Here is a 19,218-nt window from a genome sequence, read left to right as displayed (position 1 = left end):
ATATATGGAACATAAGTCGAGATCGATGAGACGCCTTCCGGACGGCGCGAAGCGGTGCCATCCGGGACCGGGGTAAAGCGCAATAACGGCTACAAGCCGAACGGGACAGCGGGCAGGGCCCGCCCTTGAATCACACGGTTAGGAGAGCGAAGGGTGAAGCACATCATCGCAGCGGGGCTCATCGGAGCCGGGGTCGCGACCGGCGCGGCGGCGCAAAGCACAGTCACGCTATACGGCAGCCTCGATGCCGGCGTCGCATATATCAACAACGTCGGCGGCCATTCGAAATGGATGGAGGAGCAGGGCAACATGCAGCCCGATCGCTGGGGCTTTCGCATCGTCGAGGATCTGGGCGGCGGCCTGAAGACGGTCGCGCAACTGGAGAACGGCTTCTATACGAACAGCGGCAACTTCGCGAAGGCCGGCACGCTGTGGAATCGCCAGGCGTATCTCGGGCTGGAACAGGAAAACGTCGGCACGTTGACGCTCGGTCATCAGACGCCGTTCAGCTTCGACATGCTCGGGCCGCTTTCCACCGCGTATCTCGCGGCGAGCTGGTATGCGTTCCATCCGGGCAACATCGACCAGCTTGCGGACACGGGCGTCGTGCCTTACGACAACTCGGCGAAATTCCGCTCGGCGAACTTCTACGGCTTTTCCGCCGGCGCGATGATGGGTCTCGGCAACACGCCGAACTTCTCGACGGGCCGCAACTACGGGTTCGGCGTCACGTATGCGAACGGTCCGTTCAAGGCTGCGGCTACGTATTCGAACGAGCACAACCGCACCCCTGCGATCGCGACGACCGGTCTTGCGACTTTCCAGGGCCAGCCCGCCGCGACGTACATGGCGGACAAACAGGAAGTGATGGGCGCGGGCGCGTCGTATGAGATCGGCAAGTTCGTCGTGCATGGTCTTTATACGCGCGTGAAGCTGCAATCGAACGGTCAGTCCGATACGTTCCAGTCATACGATGCGGGGCTGACTTTCAAGCCGGTTGCCTGGAACTGGATTGCTGGCGGCGCAGCTACGACGACTTTTGCAGGCGGGCGCTGGACGCAGTTTGAGATCGGCGATATCTATATGCTGTCGAAGTCGACGCAGCTATATGTAAATGCGCTTTATGAGCACGCCACGGGTGGGGCGAAGGCGGCGTTCTTTACGGCGGGTGTGTCGAGTACGGCGAATCAAGTCATCGTGCTCGCGGGGATTCATCACTCGTTTTGAATAGCTTTTCGTTGCTTGTCGCGAATCCCGTTTTCGCGTTGGTCTATTAGCACTGCCCCTGTGCGGGGCGGCAGTGCTAATAAACCAACAAGAAAACGGGATCCGCCGAAGCGAAAAACTTCAAGCAAGCCCGGCAGTAGGATTCCCCGCCAACGGCCGATAGTTAAGCCGCAAAGAAAGCTCCATCGCGGCAGCGCATATCATCTCGACGAGTCGCGATTTCTCGTCATGAGCGCCGATGTCCGATCGCGGCACGGTCGCCGCCACCGCCGCGACGATCGAACCGGAATGATCGCGCACAGGCGCAGTGACGACCGAAATCCCACGCTCGAACGATGCCTCACTCAATCCGTAGCCGAGCGCCACGCATTCCTGCACACGTTCAAAAAGCTCATCGACAGTCGCAGGCGTGCGCTCCGTGTACTTCTCCAATTGCGCTTCGGGATAAAGCGCCTTGAGCGCGGCAAGCGAAAGATCACCCATCAGCACATGTCCATGCACGGTCGCGTGAGCGGGCAGCCGCGTGCCGACATGCACCTTCACCGAGCTGAACAGCGGCTCGTGACTTTGCGCCTTCGCGACGAACACAACATCGCGCTGATCGCGGATCAGCAAATGCGTGGAAAGACCCGTTGCATCGCGCAGACGCTCGAGAACCGGCGTGCCGAGATCGGTCAGTTCCAGCGAATTCACATACTCGAAGCCGAGTCGCAGCACGGCGACGCCGAGCCTGAAATTGCGGTCGCCGTTCACACGTTCGAGAAAGCCGAGCGCTTCGAGCGTTTGCAGCAGACGAAACGTCGTCGTGCGCGGAATGCCGATGCGCCGCGACAACTCGGGCGCGCCCAGCACCGGCTCGCGCGCGGAGAACTCGGCAAGGATCCGCAAGCCGCGTTCGAGCCCCGGCACGAGATAGCTGGAGCCGCCGCTCGATGACGCGTCATCGTCCATGGTTTCAGGGGTCTCCGCCTGAATATCTTCCTGTTTGCTTCGTCGGGCCATGTTCGGCTGTCGTTGTGGTCGTGCAATGGGCAAATCATAGCGCGAGACGATCCGCACTCATGCGTCCGTGGCTTTTTCTACTCGTTATGACATGTTATATTTACTGAATGACCATACATCGCCGAGGACGATCCGATGAGCTTCGAAACAACGCTCTGGCTCTTCTGCGCGGGCGTGGGTGCGAGCGCGGCGGGCGGCATGCTGGGCATGGCGAGCGGCCTCTTCATCGTGCCCGTCCTCACCATGTTCTTCCATATCGACATGCACGCCGCCATCGGCACGAGCATCGTGTCCGTGATCGCGTGTTCGTGCGGCGGCGCGGCAGCCTTTCTGCGCGGCGGCCTGACGAACGTGCGGCTCGCGCTCGTGCTCGAAACCGGCACGACGCTCGGCGCGCTGACAGGCGTGCTGCTCGCGGGCATCGTCCCTGTGGCCGCGCTCGATTTTCTTTTCGCGGGCGTGCTCGTCGTGTCGGCGTGGCAGATGTTCATTCGACGCGAAGAACCCGCCGACATGTCGAGGCCGATTCCATCGCGAGGACTCGCAGCCGCGCTCGAACTTCATTCCAGCTATCCCGACACAACGCTGCGCCGCGATATCGCGTACGAAGTGCGGCGCGTGCCCGCCGGTCTGACGCTAATGGTTGCGGCAGGACTCGTTTCCGCGCTGCTCGGCATCGGTAGCGGCATCCTGAAGATACCGGCGATGGACAACGCATTGCGCCTGCCGATCAAGGTATCGACGGCGACATCGAACTTCATGATCGGCGTGACGGCCGCCGCGAGCGCGAGCGCTTATTTTCTGCGCGGCGAAATCGTGAGCGCCATCGCGGGACCGGTCGCGCTCGGCTCGGTGATCGGCGCGATCATGGGCGCGCGCGTGCTGATGAAAGTGCGCGGCGAACGCTTGCGTCTGCTGTTCCTGTCGATGCTGCTGCTCGTCGCGTGTCAGATGGTCATGCAAGGTTTCGGCATCGATCTTATGGAGCATGCCGGTCGATGAATTGCTTACTCGCCCGGTTCCTTCAAGGCGGCACATGGGCCGCATGCGTGTTGATCGGCGCGGGATTGATCTTCGATGCGAACACGCTGACGGCTGGCGTCGCGCTCTTCATTCTGCTGCCGGTACTGCGCGTCGCCCTGATGCTTGCGATGTTCGCGTGGCAACGGAACTACCTCTACGTGACGATCGCCGCGACGGTGCTCGCCGTGATCGCAGCGGGCTGTGTGATCGGCATTCGCGTGGGACCGCTCGCAGGCTGACGCACATGCCACAAGCATCCGCTTAACGGTTATTCTCCCTGACGGCAGCCGACAAAAACGTCGCGCGCCAAGGCATTCGCCGGTTTCCTCAGGAGAAATCGCACCATGTTCGATACGACCGATGTGCTGATTGCCGGCGCGGGCCCCGTCGGCCTGATGCTTGCCGCCGAACTGCGCCGCGATGGCGTGAAGGCGCGTGTGATCGATGCGCACGACGAGCGTGTCTTCTTCGTGAAGGCGCTCGGCGTGACGGCGCGCACGATGGAGATTTTCGAGGACTTGAGCATTGCGCGCGACGCGATGGATGCGGGCGTGTGGCTCACGGGCGCCGACACGTTTCAGGACGGCGCGCCCGCGTTCAGTGCGGAGGTGCCGCGCGCAGGACTGCCGTACGGCGCGCTCTCGCTCGCGCAGTTCGAGACCGAGCGCATTCTGGAAGCGGCGCTCGCGCGCAATGGCGGGCACGTCGAATACGGCGCGACGCTCGTCGATTTCACCGAGTCCGCCGGCGCCATCGACGCACGCATACAGGACGCGTGCGGCGAGAGCCGCACCGTTCGGTGCCGCTGGCTCGTCGGTTGCGACGGCGCGCGCAGCACGGTGCGCCGTCAATTGAACGTCGCGTACGAAGGCGATCAGTATCCGCAGACCTTCATGCTCGCCGATGTCGACGTCGACTGGGATTTGCCGCGCGGCCGCATGTATCGCTTCAACGTGACGGGCGAGGGCGGCGCGGGATCGACCACGCTCGCCGCGCTGCCGGTGCGCGGCTCCGCGCGCCGTTATCGTCTCTCGATGGTGCTGCTTCCCGACGATGCCGCCCGCCACGGCCTGAACTCGACGCCCGACTTCGCCGAGATCGAACGCATCATGCTGCCGATACTGCCGAAGGGCACGCGGCTCTCGTCGATGCGCTGGTCGTCGGTGTATCGCGTGAGTCATCGGATCGCGCAGCACTATGCGCGCGGGCGCGTGTTTCTCGCGGGCGATGCCGCGCATATCCATCCGCCCGTGGGCGGGCAAGGCATGAACACCGGCTTGCAGGATGCGCACAATCTCGCGTGGAAACTCACGCTGGCCGCGCGCGGCATCGCGAATGAAGCGTTGCTCGACAGCTACGAAGCGGAGCGGCGGCCGGTCGGGCTCGATGTCGTCGAATCGACGAGCCGAGCGTTGAACACGGTGCTCGCGCACGGCGAGATCAAGCCCGCGATGCGCGAGACGCAATTGCTCGTGGGTTATCGCGGCAGCAGTCCGATCGTCGCGGACGAATGTCCCGACATGGCCGCGGCGTTGCCCGCGCCCGGCGATCGCGCGCCTCAAGCAGGCGGTCTCGTGGAGGCTTTCATCGGCCACGCGCAGCGCTTGCACGATCATCTCGGGCGTGGACGTCATACGCTCGTCGGCTATATCGACGATGAGGCCGACGATGCGCGCATCGCCGCGTTCGATGCGGCCGTCGATGCGTGGCGCGCTGCGCTCGGCGCTGCTGCGAATGCAGTGTTGATCGTGTCGCCGAAGGTGGCGAACGCGGCATCGTTCGAGCCTGCGCGAGAGGCGTATCGAACGCTGAGCGATCACGCGGGCGAGTTCGCCGATGCATTCGGTGCGGAGCATGGCATGGCGTGGGCCGTGCGGCCGGATGGGCATATCGGCTTCCGAAGCGCGTCATGTTCATCGGACGCGCTCATTGCATGGCTCGATCGCATGCTGGGCCGCGACGTCACACGCTAGCGCTGCACGACGATCACATGCGCCTGCATCTTTGCATCGACGGAACCTGATCCGAAGCGCGCCGCGATGGCTTCGGCACACGCCGATGTCGCTTCATCGAGACTCGCGCCGCTGCGCGCTTCGATCTCGTTGCGCAGTGGCGTGCCCTGGCAATAGGCGATGGCGGCCACATTCGCCGATGACGCGCGGCTGCGTTGCGTAACCGTATCGAAGCGCGGCTTCGCATCGAAGCCCGCGGCTGCGAGATCGCACGAAATCACGCCGCGATCGAAATAGCCGTGCGGCGTGCGCTTCATGAAAAGCGGCGGATCGGCCGGAAAGAGGCGCGCGAGCGCGCCGGTTATCGTGCCGGCAAACTCGTTCTCTTCGATGCGGTCCCACACGTTGAACAAGAACGCGCCGCCGGGCCGCAGCACGCGATGCGCTTGCGCGAACGCTGCGGTCTTGTCGGGAAAGAACATCGCGCCGAACTGGCAGACGACGATATCGAAGCTCGCATCGTCGAAAGGCAATTGCAACGCATCGGCCTGTTGCCACGTCACTATCCTGCCGATAGGCGTCATCGCGGCGCGATCGAGCATTGCCTGATTCAGGTCCGTCGCGACGATATCGACATGCGCGGGCAACGCTCGCGCCAGCGCCCGCGTGACGGCGCCGGTGCCCGCCGCGGTCTCCAATACGTGCGATGGTGCGAGCGCCGCCGCGCGCCGCGCGATATCGGCCGCGAAGGGCGCGAATAGCATCGGCACGGGATAGCGGTCGTAAAGCTCGGGAATGTGGCCTGAGAAATTCGTGTCCATGCCGCCTCCGCATTCGATTATTCGCATGAGCCCGCAAGTCTTTTCACTCTACGCGGCTTTATCGCGTTCGAAGAGATGTCTACATTGAAGCCTCTCGCGACGCAGTCGCGGCATTAAATAACCTCTTCAAGGATTCGATCATGAGCAAACTCGCAGGCAAGGTGGCGGTCGTCACGGGCGCATCGAAGGGTATCGGAGCGGGCATTGCAAAGGCGCTCGCGGCGCAAGGCGCGTCGGTCGTCGTCAACTATGCGAGCAGCAAGGCGGGCGCGGATGCGGTCGTCGCGGAGATCACTGCATCGAACGGAAAGGCGATTGCAGTCGGCGGCGACGTCTCGAAGGCGGCGGATGCGCAGGGCATCGTGAATGCAGCGGTCGAAACATATGGGCGCCTCGATATCCTCGTGAATAACTCGGGCGTGTACGAGTTCGCGGCGCTCGAAGAGATCACCGAAGAGCACTTCCATAAGCAGTTCAATATCAACGTGCTCGGCACGCTTCTAACGACGCAGGCCGCCGCGAAGCATCTCGGCGAAGGCGCGAGCATCATCAATGTCAGTTCTGTCGTGACGCGCATCACGCCGCCGACGAGCGCGGTTTATAGCGGGACGAAAGGCGCCGTCGATGCGATCACGGGCGTCCTTGCACGCGAACTCGGTCCGAGAAAGATCCGCGTGAATTCGATCAAACCCGGCGTCGTGGTGACGGAAGGCACGCGTAGCGCGGGCATCATCGGCTCTGAATTCGATGCGGCTGCGCTTACGCAAACGCCGCTCGGACGACTCGGCCAGCCGGACGATATCGCATCGATCGCGGTGTTTCTCGCATCCGACGATGCGCGCTGGATGACCGGCGAAAGTCTCATCGCGAGCGGCGGCATGCGTTGATGTGGATCGCGGCGCGTTGAGCTTATCAAGTGTATCGACGGGCGCCTTCGAATTTGTATCTGTCGATACGGCACGTCGCGCGAGAGAATGCACCGGTCCTCTTTAGCCGGAGCCGGTCCGATGTCTCACACGCCGCAACTGCTCGCATTCGCCCTCGTCGCGTTGGGAATGGCGCTCACGCCGGGGCCGAACATGGTCTATCTGATATCGCGCTCGATCTGCCAGGGTCGCACTGCGGGGCTGATTTCGCTCGGCGGCGTGGCGCTGGGTTTCGTGTTTTACATGTTGTGCGCGGCTTTCGGCATCACCGCGCTTCTGATCGCAATCCCGTTCGCTTACGATGCTCTGCGGTTTGGCGGCGCGCTCTATCTGCTGTATCTCGCGTGGCAGGCGGTCAAGCCGGGCGGGCGCTCGCCGTTTCAGGTGCGCGACTTGCCTGTCGATAGCCCGCGCAAGCTCTTCACGATGGGCTTCGTCACGAACCTGCTGAATCCGAAGATCGCGGTGCTGTACCTCTCGTTGCTGCCGCAGTTCATCGATCCGGCGCACGGCGGCGTGCTCGGTCAGTCGATAGCGCTCGGCGTCGTGCAGATCGTGTTGAGCATCACGGTCAATTCGATCGTCGCGATGACGGCCGGATCGATCGCGGTGTTTTTGGCGCGCAGGCCCGCGTGGCTGCTGATTCAACGCTGGCTGATGGGCACCGTGCTCGCCGGGCTTGCGGTGAGGATGGCGACGGAAGCGCGGCATTAATAGTTAAAGCGCGCTCAGTCCGTCGTGTCCTGTTACGGTCCATCGTAGGAAATGGAGCCGAGCATCGGCGACACGCCGAGCCCATCGATCAGACCTTCGCTCATGCCGAGCACAATCACGAGGGCGGTTGCGCTGGAGAACAACAGGTTGGTGAAAAGCCCCGGGTTGAATAGCCACGCCACCACCATGCTTTGCTGCAGTCCCGTGAGGAACACCGTGGCGCCGCCCGCGACGAGCACGCCAATACTGGCCTCCAAACTGAGCGTCAGCCCGACGAAGTCGCCGGGTTCCAGTTCTTTGTCGCTGGGACGAAAGATGGCCCCGCGGCCAGTAAAATCATTGGTCGCACCAGTTCCTGCCACGGTCCCGTCTCGTGAGATAAATGGCGGCAATTTAGTCTCGGGTAGACGGAATCGGGCAGGCAATCGTTGACCCAGCCCCAAGCCCATTCCGCTGGTGTGGTAGCTGAACTTGAACTTGTGTGCGGCCGGATCGCTCAGGACAAACATACCGCCTGAGAACGAGATAGGTCCCAATCCAGCATTACCACCTGCCGACGTTTCATAGGTCCATTTACTTTTTATCATTGCTTGCCTCGAACTCCGACCCCTTGGCTGAGAGGCCCAGCAACCCGCCCAATATCAGACAAGCCGATAGCCATCCGAACACCAACTGAATGCCCCACACACCGAACAGGGTGTTCATTTCCGCGATTTGCGGCTCCCTTGGGTCGTAGCGCATCTCCACAGTGTCGCCTACCTCGACAGAATGAAAAAAGCTGCTCGCCGGAACCGAAATGCGCTGCCCATCCGGCGTCGTGAATACGACTTGAGGATGCTTGCCGCCCGCATTCAACGCGATGACTTTCGCCGAAACAACTTCCGAAGTTCTGACAAACTCGATCGTAGGAGGCAAAAAAGGAAGCTGGATGCAGAAAAGCACAACGCCCTGAATCACGACATACCAGTTGATGCGACGTTTGCGAGGCTCAATCATCGGGATAAGTCATGTTCGACGGTTGCTTTCGGGCCCAGAATTCCGGCCACTTCCTTCGCATATTCGTGTTTGGATTTAGTGAATGAAAGCTCGACCTGTTCATAATGTCCGCCTACGCAACCGTATGGCTTGATACTCATGACCATGACGTTTTCCAGGCTAAGACTCAAGAACGGTTGGGGCGGAACCACGTTGCCGACCAAGCCCATAGCTTGAGGCTGCGCAGTCGGTTTGTAGGCGCGAAGCAGGGCTTTAGCGGCTATCTTGTTCTGAGTCATATAATTTAGCAATCCCGATGATGCAAGGCCAACTTCATGAACAAAATTGATGTGCCCGACCGATGTCCTGTTTGCAGGAGAGCGGTCGCGCGATGGACGAAACAGCAGCCAATCCCAGCTCAGCACGTCAATTTCTCCCTCGTGACCGAACGCGGCTGACTCCCCCGTGATGCCTTCGATTTTCAAATCGATGTTTGTCATCAAGCAATTCCTGGCCGTTACCAAATAGCGTCGAAACGACTTTTATAAGTGTCGATGAAAGCACGTGTGATGGGATCGACGGCATACAATTTGACGCGGCGAACCGCTCGCCGAGCGAATCGAACGCGCGGGAGAGACTCTCAATGAAAGTAGCGGCGCTGGCGCGACCCTACACCGCCTGATTCCGGAGATCCGAATACTCACGCCCGACAAGCTCGTCATACTCATCGCAATGCGCGGCGACGATCGCCTTCAGCATCCGGATAAGCGCATTGCCGTCCTCGAAATGTTCGACGAGCACGCGCGCCGTGCGCAGCGATACGAACTCGGTGACGGTCCCTAACTGTATGTCGTCGATCTGAAATCTGAAGCGATGCACTTCCTCTGATGACGGATCGGGCGGCTTTTCGTGGGCAATAATAGTTGCACGCATCTTCTCTTATCGATCGTTGTTGAAGACACCCCAAGGTCCTGCTTAATCTCCCGATTCTGGCGCGGCCGACGGTTCGCTCATCGGACAGCCGTTGTGCTCGCTCCTGAAGTGCGCGGACATGTCATAAGCCGGCTTGCGGCTGCGCATGACACCGCCCAGCGGCCGATGCGCCTGTATGCCGTGCCACGGGCTGAAGGCCATGCCCTCGTCGATCGCTGCGACACGTGCCGCGCTCCAGCTCGCCTGCGGCGCCACGCGAATGCGCGCCACCGCCACATACGGGCTCTCGTCTTCGGGCCAGCGCACGGAGGCGTCTTCTATCGGCATCGTGTCGATGGACGTCGCGAGTTGCACGCGAAGCTCCCATTCGCCTCCGTGCGCCGCGAAGAAATCGCTGACGGCATCGCGCAGTCCGTTGGGCTTGTCGTTGAGATCGACGGGGGCATCGGTCAGCGCCGTCAGATCCGTGGATACGGGCGCGACGCTCATCTTCGCGAAGTACGGGCCGTATAGCAGCGGCACCGCCGTGTAGTACGTCTCGCCGAGAACATGCGTTTTCGGATGACCGCCGAGGCTCTTGAGCATGCCGCTCTCGCCACCCATCTTTTCGACGAGCGCCTCCGTGCTGCGCAGCACTGCCGACAAGGCCTTTTTCGAACCGGGTGCTTTATCCGTCGTCTTCGCGAGCAGTTTCAGATTGGCGAGAAACGCCTTGGGCGTGCTCGCCGTGAAGGCGGGCGCGTTGATCATCACGAAGTCCTGCGTGCGATCGTCTTCGCTGCCGGGCAGGCGCTCGCCTTGCACGCCGATCAGCTTGAACGCGAGGCCGCGCGGCGTCGATACCTTGTCGTCGAGCACATCGCCGGGATTGGTCGAAAAACGCATGACGACGGGTATCACCGCTTCGCGCGCGAACACGCCTTGCGCGTAGGGCGCGGGCAGACCCGCAAGAATCCGCAACTCGCCGATCACGAGACCGTGGCTCTTGGCGTGCACGCTGCGCACGGCATGGCCGTAATCGCGATACGTCGTCTCGGCGATGGCGCGCATCGTCTGCACGAGCTCGGCGGTGGTCTCGGCTTCGTCGGAGGGCACAGCTTCGAACGCGGGGGCGAAGGGAAGAGGGCGAATGGATTGCGGCGACATGATCGCTCCAGGCTGAAATGTATTCGTTTTCAGCAATGGCCATGCCGTCGGTTTCTGGTTTTCCCCAATCGTCGGCTGATTGCGCAAACGGACAATCTCACACACAGCCTCATGGCGGCCAATGCCGCCGGGAAGGGCAAAGACAGTTATCAGATGAGAGAGGGCGCCATGCTTCAACCTCGGGTCGCGTATCGCGGCTTCGTCATCACGCCGATGGCCGCGTACGACGGCGGTCTCTACGCAGCGATGTCGATAGTGTGCGATCGCGACGGCATTCAGCGCGCGAGCGGCGTCCTGGGACATTTCGCATCGGCCGAAGATGCCCGCGCGTTTGCGCTGAATGCCGCAAAGGACGACATCGACCGGCGGCTTCATCCGCCGGTCGCCGCCTGATTTAAATGATCGGCTTGCCGCCCGTCACCGCGATGGTCGCGCCCGACATGTAGCTCGCCTCGTCCGATGCGAGCATCACATACGCGGCGGCGAGTTCCACGGGTTGGCCGGGGCGCTTCATCGGCGTCTGATTGCCGAAGTTCTCGACGCTCGACGGCGGCATCGTCGATGGAATGAGCGGCGTCCAGATCGGCCCTGGTGCGACGCAGTTCGCGCGTATGCCGCGCTCGGCCAGCAGTTGCGCGAGCCCGCCCGTGAAGTTCTGGATCGCGCCCTTCGTGCTCGCATACGCGATCAGGCCGGGATTCGGCGCGTCGGCGTTGACGGAGGTGGTGTTGACGATCGCGCTGCCGGACTTCATGTGCGCGAGCGCCGCCTTCGTGATGCGGAACATCGCGCCGATGTTGGTCGAATAGGTCTTGTCCCATTCGTCGTCGGTGATGTCTTCGAGCTTGTCGTAAGTCGCCTGATACGCGGCGTTGTTCACGAGCACGTCGATACGCCCGAACGTTTCCGCGGTCTTATCGACGAGCTGTTTGCAATGCGCGCGATCGGTGATGTCGCCGGGCAGAAGCAGTGCGCGACGTCCCGCCTGCTCGACCCAGCGCGCGGTTTCCTTGGCGTCGTCGTGTTCGTCGAGATAGGCGATGGCGACATCCGCGCCTTCGCGCGCATAGGCGATCGCCACCGCGCGGCCGATGCCGCTGTCCGCGCCCGTGATGAGCGCGACTTTGCCTGCGAGCCTGTTGTTGCCCTTGTAGGTCGATTCGCCGTGATCCGGTTGCGGATCCATCGGCGCGGTGAGTCCCGGACGCCTGTCCTGCTGTTGCGGCGGCAGAGGCGGGCGCGGATATGCGGATTGAGCGGTATCGGTCATGGTGTTCTCCCGGTTATTGCGGCCATGTGACGGAGCAAGCATGGGCCGTTCCCGGGAGCGAACGCGTCAGGGTGACACCGCATCGCGCATGCTTCGCACGTCGCGCGTCGTGACGGGCGCGGCGTCGTTGCCCCATGCCGCACGAACGAACGTCAACACGCGCGCGATTTCCGTGTCGGTGAGCTTGCCGGCGAACGCGGGCATCTTCTCGGGTTCGGGACCATGTTCCGTCGATGGCGCGCGTCCGCCCTGAAGCACCATCCGCACGAGCGAGTCCGGCTTCTCGGAGAGCACGGCCGGATTGCCCGCAAGCCGCGGATACTTGAACGCTTCGCCCGCGCCGTTGCTTTTGTGGCAGCGCGCGCATGCGCTTTGATAAAGCCCCGCGCCGGGGCGTTCGTCGTCGCCGGTGCGTAGCGCCGCCACGCTTTGATGCGCCATGCGCGAACGCGCATCGTAGGCGCCGCCGCTTCCGTTCGCGGGCAGGGTCTTCAGATACGACGCGATCGCGAGCAAATCCTCATCGTCGAGGTACTGCGTGCTGTCCTCAACGACTTGCACCATGCTGCCGAACGCGGCGAGGCCCGCGCCATGTCCGGTCTTCAGAAACGCGGCGAGATCGCTGGCGGAAACGCGGCCTAGCCCCGCGCCCGATGCGCCCGTCAGGTTCGGAGCGTGCCAGTGATCGTTGGTGCCCCCCGTGAGAAAAGCGCGCGACGATTCGGTATAGCCGAGTTCATCGTAAGCGGGTCCGCGTGGCGTATGGCAGGCGCCGCAATGCGCGAGCGATTGCACGAGATAGGCGCCGCGGTTCCATTGCGCATCGCGTTTGGGGTCGGGTGCGAAGCGCTTGTCCGGCGCGAACGCGAGGTTCCACAACGCGAGCGCCCAGCGCTGACTGAACGGAAACGGCAGGCGCGTCTCGGGCGCGGCTTGCGCGATGGGCTCCACGCCATGCATGAAATACGCATAGAGCGCGCGCATGTCGTCGTCGTTGATCTTCGAGAACGACGGATAGGGCATCGCCGGATAGAGATGCTTGCCGCCGGGCGCGACGCCTTCACGCAACGCGCGCGCGAAGTCTTCGTAGCTATAGCGGCCGATGCCATGTTGCGCGTCCGGGGTGATGTTGCTCGACCAGATCGTGCCGAAGGGCGAGCCCATCGGCAGGCCGCCCGCAAACGGATGCGGTTGCGGCTTGCCGGGCACCGGCGCGGCGGTGTGGCAGCCAGCGCAATCGGCGGCTTTGGCGAGATAGGCGCCGCGCGTGACGAGATCGGGCGTTTGCGCGTGAGCGTGTTGCGTCGATAGAAAGACCGTGAAGATGCAAAGAAGGGCGCGGCGTCGAGATGTCATGGCGATCACCGTCCGCCGCATGGCGATACGAGCAGCCACGCGAGATCCGTCGCGACCAGCGCGAAAACGAACAGCGCGCTCGCCAGCGCCCCAGCGCGTGCGATGAACACATCGCGGGCGGCGTGTCTGTCGATCGAACCTTGCTCTTTCAGCATCGATGCGATTTCGCCGGTGCGCCGCCAGTTGCGCCATGCAATGACGCCGCCCACGACGCCGAGCAGCAACGCGCCCAACCCGAGCAGTACGATGCCGTGTTCGAGCCACGTCATCGCGGGCGCGTCTACCGGACGTTCGTGCGGAAAGCATCCCCACGCGGCGAGCATCTGCGCGAGCGTCGTCTGCGCCATCCATGCGGCGGGCGCGAGCAGCAGGCCGATCACGAGCGCAATGCCGCCGGGGCGCGCCGGATGCCTGTTCGTATCGACGGACGAAGCGTCGTTCATCTCATCTCGCCAGCACGTAGGGCGACAGATACAGCGTCGCGAAGATGAAGAGCCACACGACATCGACGAAATGCCAGTACAACCCGCCGATGGTCAGCGCCGCCGAACGCGCCCGGTCGAAATAGCCGAGCACGGTCCATAGCAGAAGGAACGCGAGCACGACGAGGCCCACGATTACATGCATCATGTGAAAGCCGGTGATCGTGAAGTAGAGCGAGCCGTAGAGATGCGTCGTCAGACCGTAGGGATGGTCCGCCCATTCCTTGAGTTGTATCGCGACGAAGACCGTGCCGAGCGCAATCGCAATCGCGAGCATCGACACGCCCATGCCGCGCTTGCCGCGTCGCACGAAGCGCTCGCTCGCCCACACGAACACGCTGCTCGACAAAAGAATGCATGTGTTCGCAATGCCGAGGCCGAGCTTCGGCATGCCTTCGGGCGGCCATCGTTCCGTCGTCTGCGATGCGAGATACAGATACGTAAAGATCAGATAGCCGAAGAGGGCAGCTTCGGTAGCGACGAGCGTGAGACATCCCCACCAGCCGCCCGAACGTTCGCCCGGACTGCCGATAGGCAAGCGCGCGCGTTCCGGCAGCGTTTGCGCGAGTTCGCTCATGACGTGGCTCCCGATTCGCGCGGATGCGCCGTGTCATCGCGCTGGCCGAGTTCGCGTCGCGGCCACAGCCACACGACGATAGCCGCACCGCATGCAACAAGCCCGAATGCGGCGAGCCACCATGCCGTGAGCGCGAGCCCGCTGAAGAACGCCAGCGACGCGACGCCCAGCCAGAAGGGCGCATACGAGTCTTCCGGCATCTTGAGGATGACATCGGGATCGCCGTCGAGCGCGGTCGTGCCGAGCGCCTCGCGTCCCTTGTCGAGCACATAGCCCTCGGTGAGCCGCGAGCGCATCGTGCCCGATATGCGCTCTTCCCACAGCGGATGACGGCTCGCGATACGCGGCACGATCGCGAAGTTATACGGCGGCGGCGGCGATGATGTCGACCATTCGAGCGTCGGCGCGTCCCAGGGATTATCGCCCGCGGCGGGGCCGCGTCGCAGGCTATAGGCGAGGTCCCACAGAAACACGAGCACGCCGAACGCGAACAGGAAGGCGCCAATCGACGTGATCATGTTTACCGTGTTCCAGCCCATGTCGGGCGCATACGTATAGATGCGCCGCGGCATGCCGAGCAAGCCCGCTATATGCATCGGAAAGAAAGCGATGTTGAAGCCCGCGAACAAAATCCAGAAACCGATGCGCCCGATCTTCTCGCTCATCATGCGACCGTTGAACTTTGGGAACCAGAAGTAGATGCCGCCGATGACCGGGAACACGTTGATGCCGAGCAGCACGTAATGCAGGTGCGCGACGACGAAGTAAGTGTCCGTGAGTTGCCAGTCGAACGGCACGGCCGCGGTGAGCACGCCCGACAATCCGCCGATGACGAAGAGAAACACGAAGCCCGCGAAGTACAGGAACGGCACGCGGAACACAGGCTTGCCGGTCCAGATCGTCGCGATCCATGCGAAGGTCGCGACTGCGCTCGGTATCGCGATCACCATGCTCGCCGCGCCGAAGAACGACAGCGCGAGCGCGGGAATGCCCGTCGCGAACATGTGATGGATCCATACGACGAAGCCGATAACCATCGTCGCGACCGTCGACAGCGCGACCGGCAGATATCCGACGAGCGGTCGGCGGCAGAACACGGGCAGCGCATCGGACACGATGCCCATCGCGGGCAGCACGACGGCATACACCCACGGATGCGCGAAGATCCAGAAGAGATGCTGCCAGAGCAGCGCACGCCCGCCGTTGAGCACATCGAAGAAATGCGTGCCGATGCGCCGGTCGAGCCATAACAGAAAGAACGCGAGACTCACCGACGGCACCGCGAGCAGGTTGCCGCCCGACGCGGTGAGCGTGCCCCATGCGAGCACCGGAACGCGATCGAGCGACATGCCCGGCGCGCGCATGCGCAGGAACGTGACGACGAAGTTCATCGAGCCGACTGTCGTCGAGATGCCGAGCAGCACCATGCCGAGCGCGTAGACATCGATGTTCGGTCCTGTGTTGTAGGTCAGTCCCGCGAGCGGCGCGTAGTTGAACCAGCCCGCGTTGGGCGCCTCGCCGAACGGAAAACTCGCGTACAGGAAGAGTCCCGCGAAAAGAAAGATCCAGTACGACAGCGCGTTCAGGCGCGGAAACGCCATGTCGCGCGCGCCGAGTATCAGCGGCCACAGATAGTTCGAGAAACCCGACAGCACGGGCAGCGCATAAAGAAAGATCATCGTCACGCCGTGCATCGTGAAGAGCTGGTTGTATTGCTCGGGCGTGAGCAGCGTCGCGTCGGGGCGCGCGAGCTGCACGCGCATGATGAGCGCTTCGATGCCTCCCGCGATGAGAAACGCGAATGCGGTGACGAGATAGCGCAGGCCGATGCTTTTGTGATCGACCGTCGAGAGCCAGCCGCGCCAACCGGACGGCGTCTCCCACATCTCGCGCAGCTTGCGCTCCTGTTCGCTGCCGGGCTCGATGCGGCCGATCGTGAGCGTGCGTTGCAGTGGCGGTGGCGTGGCGGCGTGTTCGCTCATTGCAGTGTCCGAAGATAGGCGGAGAGCGCGGCGGCATCCGATGCGGAGAGCACGATCGACGGCATCAACGAATCCGGCTTGATGCGCTGCGCGTGTTGAATCCAGTCGAGTTGATTCGATGCGGTGTTCGGCAACGCGCCAGCCGCGATGAGGCGGCGCGAGTTCAGATGAGTGAGATCGGGCGCCTGCGTGCCGTTTGCATTGCTGCCGCGCACGGCGTGACAGCCTGCGCATCGATCGAGAAAGAGCTTGGCGCCGGCGCTCACGCTTGCATTCGCGGCATGTGGCAGCGCTTGCGCCGCGTACCATGCATCGAATTGCGCACGCGGCTCGGCGATCACTTCGAAGGCCATATGCGCATGCTGCGCGCCGCAGAACTGCGAGCATTGCCCGCGATACACGCCCGCGCGATCCGCCTCGATCCATTGCTCGTTGACGACGCCCGGTATCGTCTGCGTCTTGCCCGCGAGACGCGGCACCCAGAATGCGTGGATGACATCGGCGCTGCGCAACTCGATCCTCACTGGCTCGCCGACGGGAATATGAATTTCGTTGGCGGTCGTCACACCCGCTTCGTCACGACTCGCGCGCGCGTAGTCGATCTTCCACCACCAGTCGTAGGCCGTCACCGAGATCGTCAGCTCCGGCGCCTTGCGCGGCGATGCGACCGATTCGAGCGTGACGAGGACATAGGCGAGTGTGATGAAGAGCGCGACCGAGGAAACGCTCGTGCCTATCCATACCCAGTGCATTCCGCCGCCTTCGGCCTGAAGGTGGGCCGCATCGCGTTCGGTGGGCGGCGCTCGCCTGCGCATGATGGCACCGATGAGCAACGCGCTCACGATCAGCGCCACGACGACGGCCAACGCTGCAAGCGCCCAGCCGAGGCGCATCGTGGGTCTAGCGGCGGGACCATCGGCGTGAAGGAAATAGTTCAGCGGCGCATCGGCGCGCACGTTCGTGTGATAAACGAGCACGATGAGCGCGGCGATCCCGACGCGGGTGCTTCGCCTGGCACAATGGATCGCGTTGTGCGTAGCAGGCATCCGCATGAATCTCCGTGAAGAATTGGACTCGACGACTGCGGCGCGTGATACGCGCGCCGCGCATTTCGCCGGAAGCAAGCAGCGGTCCCAACGATAGCCTTACGTTAGTCGCGCGGTGCTTTCATCAGTCGAATCGGTGAAACGGAACCGATTGGTATTTTTATCGATAACCCGGCTCTGTCGATATGATGTGCTAACGTATTCATGACATGCATGCCGTTGCATGTTCACGCCGTCAACGATATTCCGATCTTCCCTTCGCGCGGGCATATTCGATTGCAAGCGCGAAAATCCCCTGTGGCAACCGGTGAGCGCCATGCCCGGGTCATCGCGCTCTGCGCATCGGCCATCGGGGTGCTCCTTATCTCTCGTATCGAAGCGACGCGGCGTTCGTGCATCGAACGCAGCATGCATCTGCTCGCGATGACGTGATCACGCGATGCGGGTGTTTCACTGCCGGCAATGAACCGGACGCTCGATATCGTTTTAAAAACCCGAAGCTGCCATGACAAAGAACATTTACATGCCCTCCATTGCCCGCATCTTCAGGTCGCGCCGAATTCATTCGCCGGGACGACTTTCCATGTTGTTGAGCTTCGCGGTCGCCTTCATGTTGGCTGCATGCGGAGGCGGTGGTGGCGATAGCGGCGGCGCGACTACGACAGGCGGTTCGCAAGCGGCTCCATCGGCTGCTTCGAGCCCTGCGGCTGCATCGAGTCCGTCCGAGAGCGGCGCATCGGCTCCGTTGGCCGCGTCGAGCCCCGCGCCGGCGAGCGGCGCAACGAGCACCGTGCTTCCTGTGATCGCGCCTTCGGGCAGCGTCTTCTATGGCATGAATGGCCATATCAATGCGGCCGGTCCATACACGACATCGACGCCCGCGCAGCAACTCGCGCAATTGAAGGATCTCAACGTCACGCTATATCGCAACGATGTGTCAAATGTGGCCGGCGCGCAGAAGCTCGCGAGCGTTGCGCAATCGATGGCTCAATCCGGCGTGACGGTTTATCCCGTGATCTTGCAGCAGCTCAATTTCCCCGACGAGAACGCGGCGTATCAGGCGAGCTATACGCTTGCTCAACAGATCGTCAATGTGCAGCACTACGCCTATTACGAAGTCACGAATGAACTCGCGCCGGAGTGTCTCGTCGGTTGGGTCGACGGCGCGAGCAGCACCGACTACAGGAACGATTGCTTTCAGATCGCGCGTGGCGTCATACGCGGTTTGATCGCGGGCATCAAGTCGGTCGATCCTGTCGGGAAGATCATTATCGGCGGCAATACGTGGATGCATCTGGGCCTCGACGTGATGCTCGCGAACGGCACGCAGCCCGACGGCACGAGCGGGCATCCGGTCGTTACGTGGGATATCACCGCGTGGCACTGGTACTCGGAACAGGGCGACATCACGCACGCATGCGGAACGCTTTGCTACAACGTGATCGGCACGTTGCAATCGTTCGGCAAGCCGATCTGGATCAACGAAGTGGGCATGCGCCCGGACTTTCCCGGCACGGCCGATCAGGCGGCGACATTCATGGCCAACAACATGATGGGCACGCTGCTCGCGATTGCGCCGCAGTACAACGTTCAGTCGCTTCAGGTCTATGAGCTTTACGACGATCCGCCGACGGGACAAGGTCCGTACGGCATTATGCTGAACGACGGCGTGACGACGAAGCCGACTTATGCGGCGGTGAAGAACTTCATTGCGACGCATCCGCGATAGAGCTGTCCGCCGATAGAACCGAACGGCCCGCAAGCACATCGCTGCGGGCCGAATCGT

Annotated in this window: 23 protein-coding genes; 9 read left to right on the top strand and 14 right to left on the bottom strand. The window is 62.6% G+C overall.

Annotation, left to right across the window (positions count from 1 at the left end):
• The first annotated feature begins 153 nt into the window (after positions 1-153).
• Positions 154-1,227, top strand: a complete 1,074-nt coding sequence (locus NCS28_RS30000; protein WP_250517426.1) for a porin — start codon at positions 154-156, stop codon at positions 1,225-1,227.
• Positions 1,228-1,347: 120 nt separating this feature from the next.
• Here NCS28_RS30000 and NCS28_RS29995 read toward each other — a convergent pair whose 3' ends face one another.
• Positions 1,348-2,178 (bottom strand): IclR family transcriptional regulator, encoded by an 831-nt coding sequence (locus NCS28_RS29995; RefSeq protein WP_250517571.1) that lies wholly within the window; start codon positions 2,176-2,178, stop codon positions 1,348-1,350.
• Positions 2,179-2,364: 186 nt separating this feature from the next.
• Here NCS28_RS29995 and NCS28_RS29990 point away from each other — a divergent pair, with 186 nt between their 5' ends.
• From NCS28_RS29990 to NCS28_RS29980, 3 genes are all read left to right on the top strand, one after another.
• Positions 2,365-3,231 carry a sulfite exporter TauE/SafE family protein gene (locus tag NCS28_RS29990; RefSeq protein ID WP_250517425.1) on the top strand — a complete coding sequence of 289 codons (867 nt, stop codon included), beginning with the start codon at positions 2,365-2,367 and terminating at the stop codon, positions 3,229-3,231.
• Positions 3,228-3,491 carry a DUF1634 domain-containing protein gene (locus NCS28_RS29985; RefSeq protein WP_250517424.1) on the top strand — a complete coding sequence of 88 codons (264 nt, stop codon included), beginning with the start codon at positions 3,228-3,230 and terminating at the stop codon, positions 3,489-3,491. The genes NCS28_RS29990 and NCS28_RS29985 overlap by 4 nt, the downstream gene beginning before the upstream one ends.
• A 105-nt stretch (positions 3,492-3,596) precedes the next feature.
• Positions 3,597-5,225 (top strand): FAD-dependent monooxygenase, encoded by a 1,629-nt coding sequence (locus NCS28_RS29980; protein ID WP_250517423.1) that lies wholly within the window; start codon positions 3,597-3,599, stop codon positions 5,223-5,225.
• Here the strand turns inward: NCS28_RS29980 and NCS28_RS29975 are convergent.
• Positions 5,222-6,025 (bottom strand): class I SAM-dependent methyltransferase, encoded by an 804-nt coding sequence (locus NCS28_RS29975; RefSeq protein ID WP_250517422.1) that lies wholly within the window; start codon positions 6,023-6,025, stop codon positions 5,222-5,224. The two genes, NCS28_RS29980 and NCS28_RS29975, sit on opposite strands and share 4 nt — an antisense overlap.
• Positions 6,026-6,165: 140 nt before the next feature.
• Here NCS28_RS29975 and NCS28_RS29970 point away from each other — a divergent pair, with 140 nt between their 5' ends.
• Both NCS28_RS29970 and NCS28_RS29965 read left to right on the top strand, forming a co-directional pair.
• Positions 6,166-6,912 carry a glucose 1-dehydrogenase gene (locus NCS28_RS29970; RefSeq protein ID WP_250517421.1) on the top strand — a complete coding sequence of 249 codons (747 nt, stop codon included), beginning with the start codon at positions 6,166-6,168 and terminating at the stop codon, positions 6,910-6,912.
• A 120-nt stretch (positions 6,913-7,032) separates the two neighbouring features.
• Positions 7,033-7,665 carry a LysE family translocator gene (locus NCS28_RS29965; protein WP_250517420.1) on the top strand — a complete coding sequence of 211 codons (633 nt, stop codon included), beginning with the start codon at positions 7,033-7,035 and terminating at the stop codon, positions 7,663-7,665.
• A 32-nt stretch (positions 7,666-7,697) separates the two neighbouring features.
• Here NCS28_RS29965 and NCS28_RS29960 read toward each other — a convergent pair whose 3' ends face one another.
• The 5 genes from NCS28_RS29960 to NCS28_RS29940 form a co-directional block, all read right to left on the bottom strand.
• Positions 7,698-8,252, bottom strand: coding sequence for a hypothetical protein (locus NCS28_RS29960; protein ID WP_250517419.1), 555 nt, complete (start codon positions 8,250-8,252; stop codon positions 7,698-7,700).
• Positions 8,239-8,661: a DUF3592 domain-containing protein gene (locus tag NCS28_RS29955; protein ID WP_250517418.1), complete on the bottom strand. Its 423-nt coding sequence runs from the start codon at positions 8,659-8,661 to the stop codon at positions 8,239-8,241. Before NCS28_RS29955 ends, NCS28_RS29960 begins: the two co-directional genes overlap by 14 nt.
• Positions 8,658-9,140, bottom strand: coding sequence for an Hcp family type VI secretion system effector (locus NCS28_RS29950; protein ID WP_250517417.1), 483 nt, complete (start codon positions 9,138-9,140; stop codon positions 8,658-8,660). The genes NCS28_RS29955 and NCS28_RS29950 overlap by 4 nt, the downstream gene beginning before the upstream one ends.
• Positions 9,141-9,309: 169 nt before the next feature.
• Positions 9,310-9,573 carry a hypothetical protein gene (locus NCS28_RS29945; protein WP_250517416.1) on the bottom strand — a complete coding sequence of 88 codons (264 nt, stop codon included), beginning with the start codon at positions 9,571-9,573 and terminating at the stop codon, positions 9,310-9,312.
• Positions 9,574-9,615: 42 nt separating this feature from the next.
• On the bottom strand, positions 9,616-10,719 hold the full coding sequence (locus NCS28_RS29940; RefSeq protein WP_250517415.1) for a catalase family protein: 1,104 nt from the start codon (positions 10,717-10,719) through the stop codon (positions 9,616-9,618).
• Positions 10,720-10,887: 168 nt separating this feature from the next.
• Between NCS28_RS29940 and NCS28_RS29935 the strand changes: the two genes are divergently transcribed.
• Positions 10,888-11,112, top strand: coding sequence for a hypothetical protein (locus NCS28_RS29935; RefSeq protein WP_250517414.1), 225 nt, complete (start codon positions 10,888-10,890; stop codon positions 11,110-11,112).
• Between the two features lies 1 nt (position 11,113).
• Here NCS28_RS29935 and NCS28_RS29930 read toward each other — a convergent pair whose 3' ends face one another.
• The 6 genes from NCS28_RS29930 to coxB all read right to left on the bottom strand — a co-directional run bounded on the left by NCS28_RS29930 (position 11,114) and on the right by coxB (position 17,438).
• Positions 11,114-11,989 (bottom strand): glucose 1-dehydrogenase, encoded by an 876-nt coding sequence (locus NCS28_RS29930; RefSeq protein ID WP_250517413.1) that lies wholly within the window; start codon positions 11,987-11,989, stop codon positions 11,114-11,116.
• Positions 11,990-12,055: 66 nt separating this feature from the next.
• Positions 12,056-13,345 carry a c-type cytochrome gene (locus NCS28_RS29925; protein WP_250517412.1) on the bottom strand — a complete coding sequence of 430 codons (1,290 nt, stop codon included), beginning with the start codon at positions 13,343-13,345 and terminating at the stop codon, positions 12,056-12,058.
• A gap of 5 nt (positions 13,346-13,350) precedes the next feature.
• The gene (locus NCS28_RS29920; RefSeq protein ID WP_250517411.1) at positions 13,351-13,788 is read right to left on the bottom strand and encodes a hypothetical protein; all 438 of its coding nucleotides are present in this window, start codon (positions 13,786-13,788) and stop codon (positions 13,351-13,353) included.
• 1 nt (position 13,789) lies between these two features.
• On the bottom strand, positions 13,790-14,404 hold the full coding sequence (locus tag NCS28_RS29915) for a cytochrome c oxidase subunit 3 (protein ID WP_250517410.1): 615 nt from the start codon (positions 14,402-14,404) through the stop codon (positions 13,790-13,792).
• Positions 14,401-16,386 (bottom strand): cytochrome c oxidase subunit I, encoded by a 1,986-nt coding sequence (gene ctaD, locus NCS28_RS29910; protein WP_250517409.1) that lies wholly within the window; start codon positions 16,384-16,386, stop codon positions 14,401-14,403. Before ctaD ends, NCS28_RS29915 begins: the two co-directional genes overlap by 4 nt.
• Positions 16,383-17,438 carry a cytochrome c oxidase subunit II gene (gene coxB / locus NCS28_RS29905; RefSeq protein WP_502801254.1) on the bottom strand — a complete coding sequence of 352 codons (1,056 nt, stop codon included), beginning with the start codon at positions 17,436-17,438 and terminating at the stop codon, positions 16,383-16,385. The genes ctaD and coxB overlap by 4 nt, the downstream gene beginning before the upstream one ends.
• Positions 17,439-17,645: 207 nt before the next feature.
• Between coxB and NCS28_RS29900 the strand changes: the two genes are divergently transcribed.
• Complete coding sequence (locus NCS28_RS29900) at positions 17,646-17,864, top strand: hypothetical protein (protein ID WP_250517408.1); 219 nt, start codon at positions 17,646-17,648, stop codon at positions 17,862-17,864.
• A 129-nt stretch (positions 17,865-17,993) separates the two neighbouring features.
• Here the strand turns inward: NCS28_RS29900 and NCS28_RS29895 are convergent, their stop codons facing one another.
• A complete protein-coding gene (locus NCS28_RS29895; RefSeq protein ID WP_250517407.1) occupies positions 17,994-18,221 on the bottom strand; it encodes a hypothetical protein in 228 nt (75 codons plus the stop codon).
• 1 nt (position 18,222) lies between these two features.
• On the opposite strand from NCS28_RS29895, the gene NCS28_RS29890 reads away from it, so the two are divergent.
• Positions 18,223-19,161, top strand: coding sequence for a glycoside hydrolase family protein (locus NCS28_RS29890; RefSeq protein ID WP_250517406.1), 939 nt, complete (start codon positions 18,223-18,225; stop codon positions 19,159-19,161).
• Positions 19,162-19,218: the final 57 nt, after the last annotated feature.

The organism is Caballeronia sp. INDeC2 (assembly GCF_023631325.1).
In the GTDB taxonomy this organism is placed as follows: Bacteria; Pseudomonadota; Gammaproteobacteria; order Burkholderiales; family Burkholderiaceae; genus Caballeronia.
This window is presented reverse-complemented; position numbering and strand designations above follow the sequence as displayed.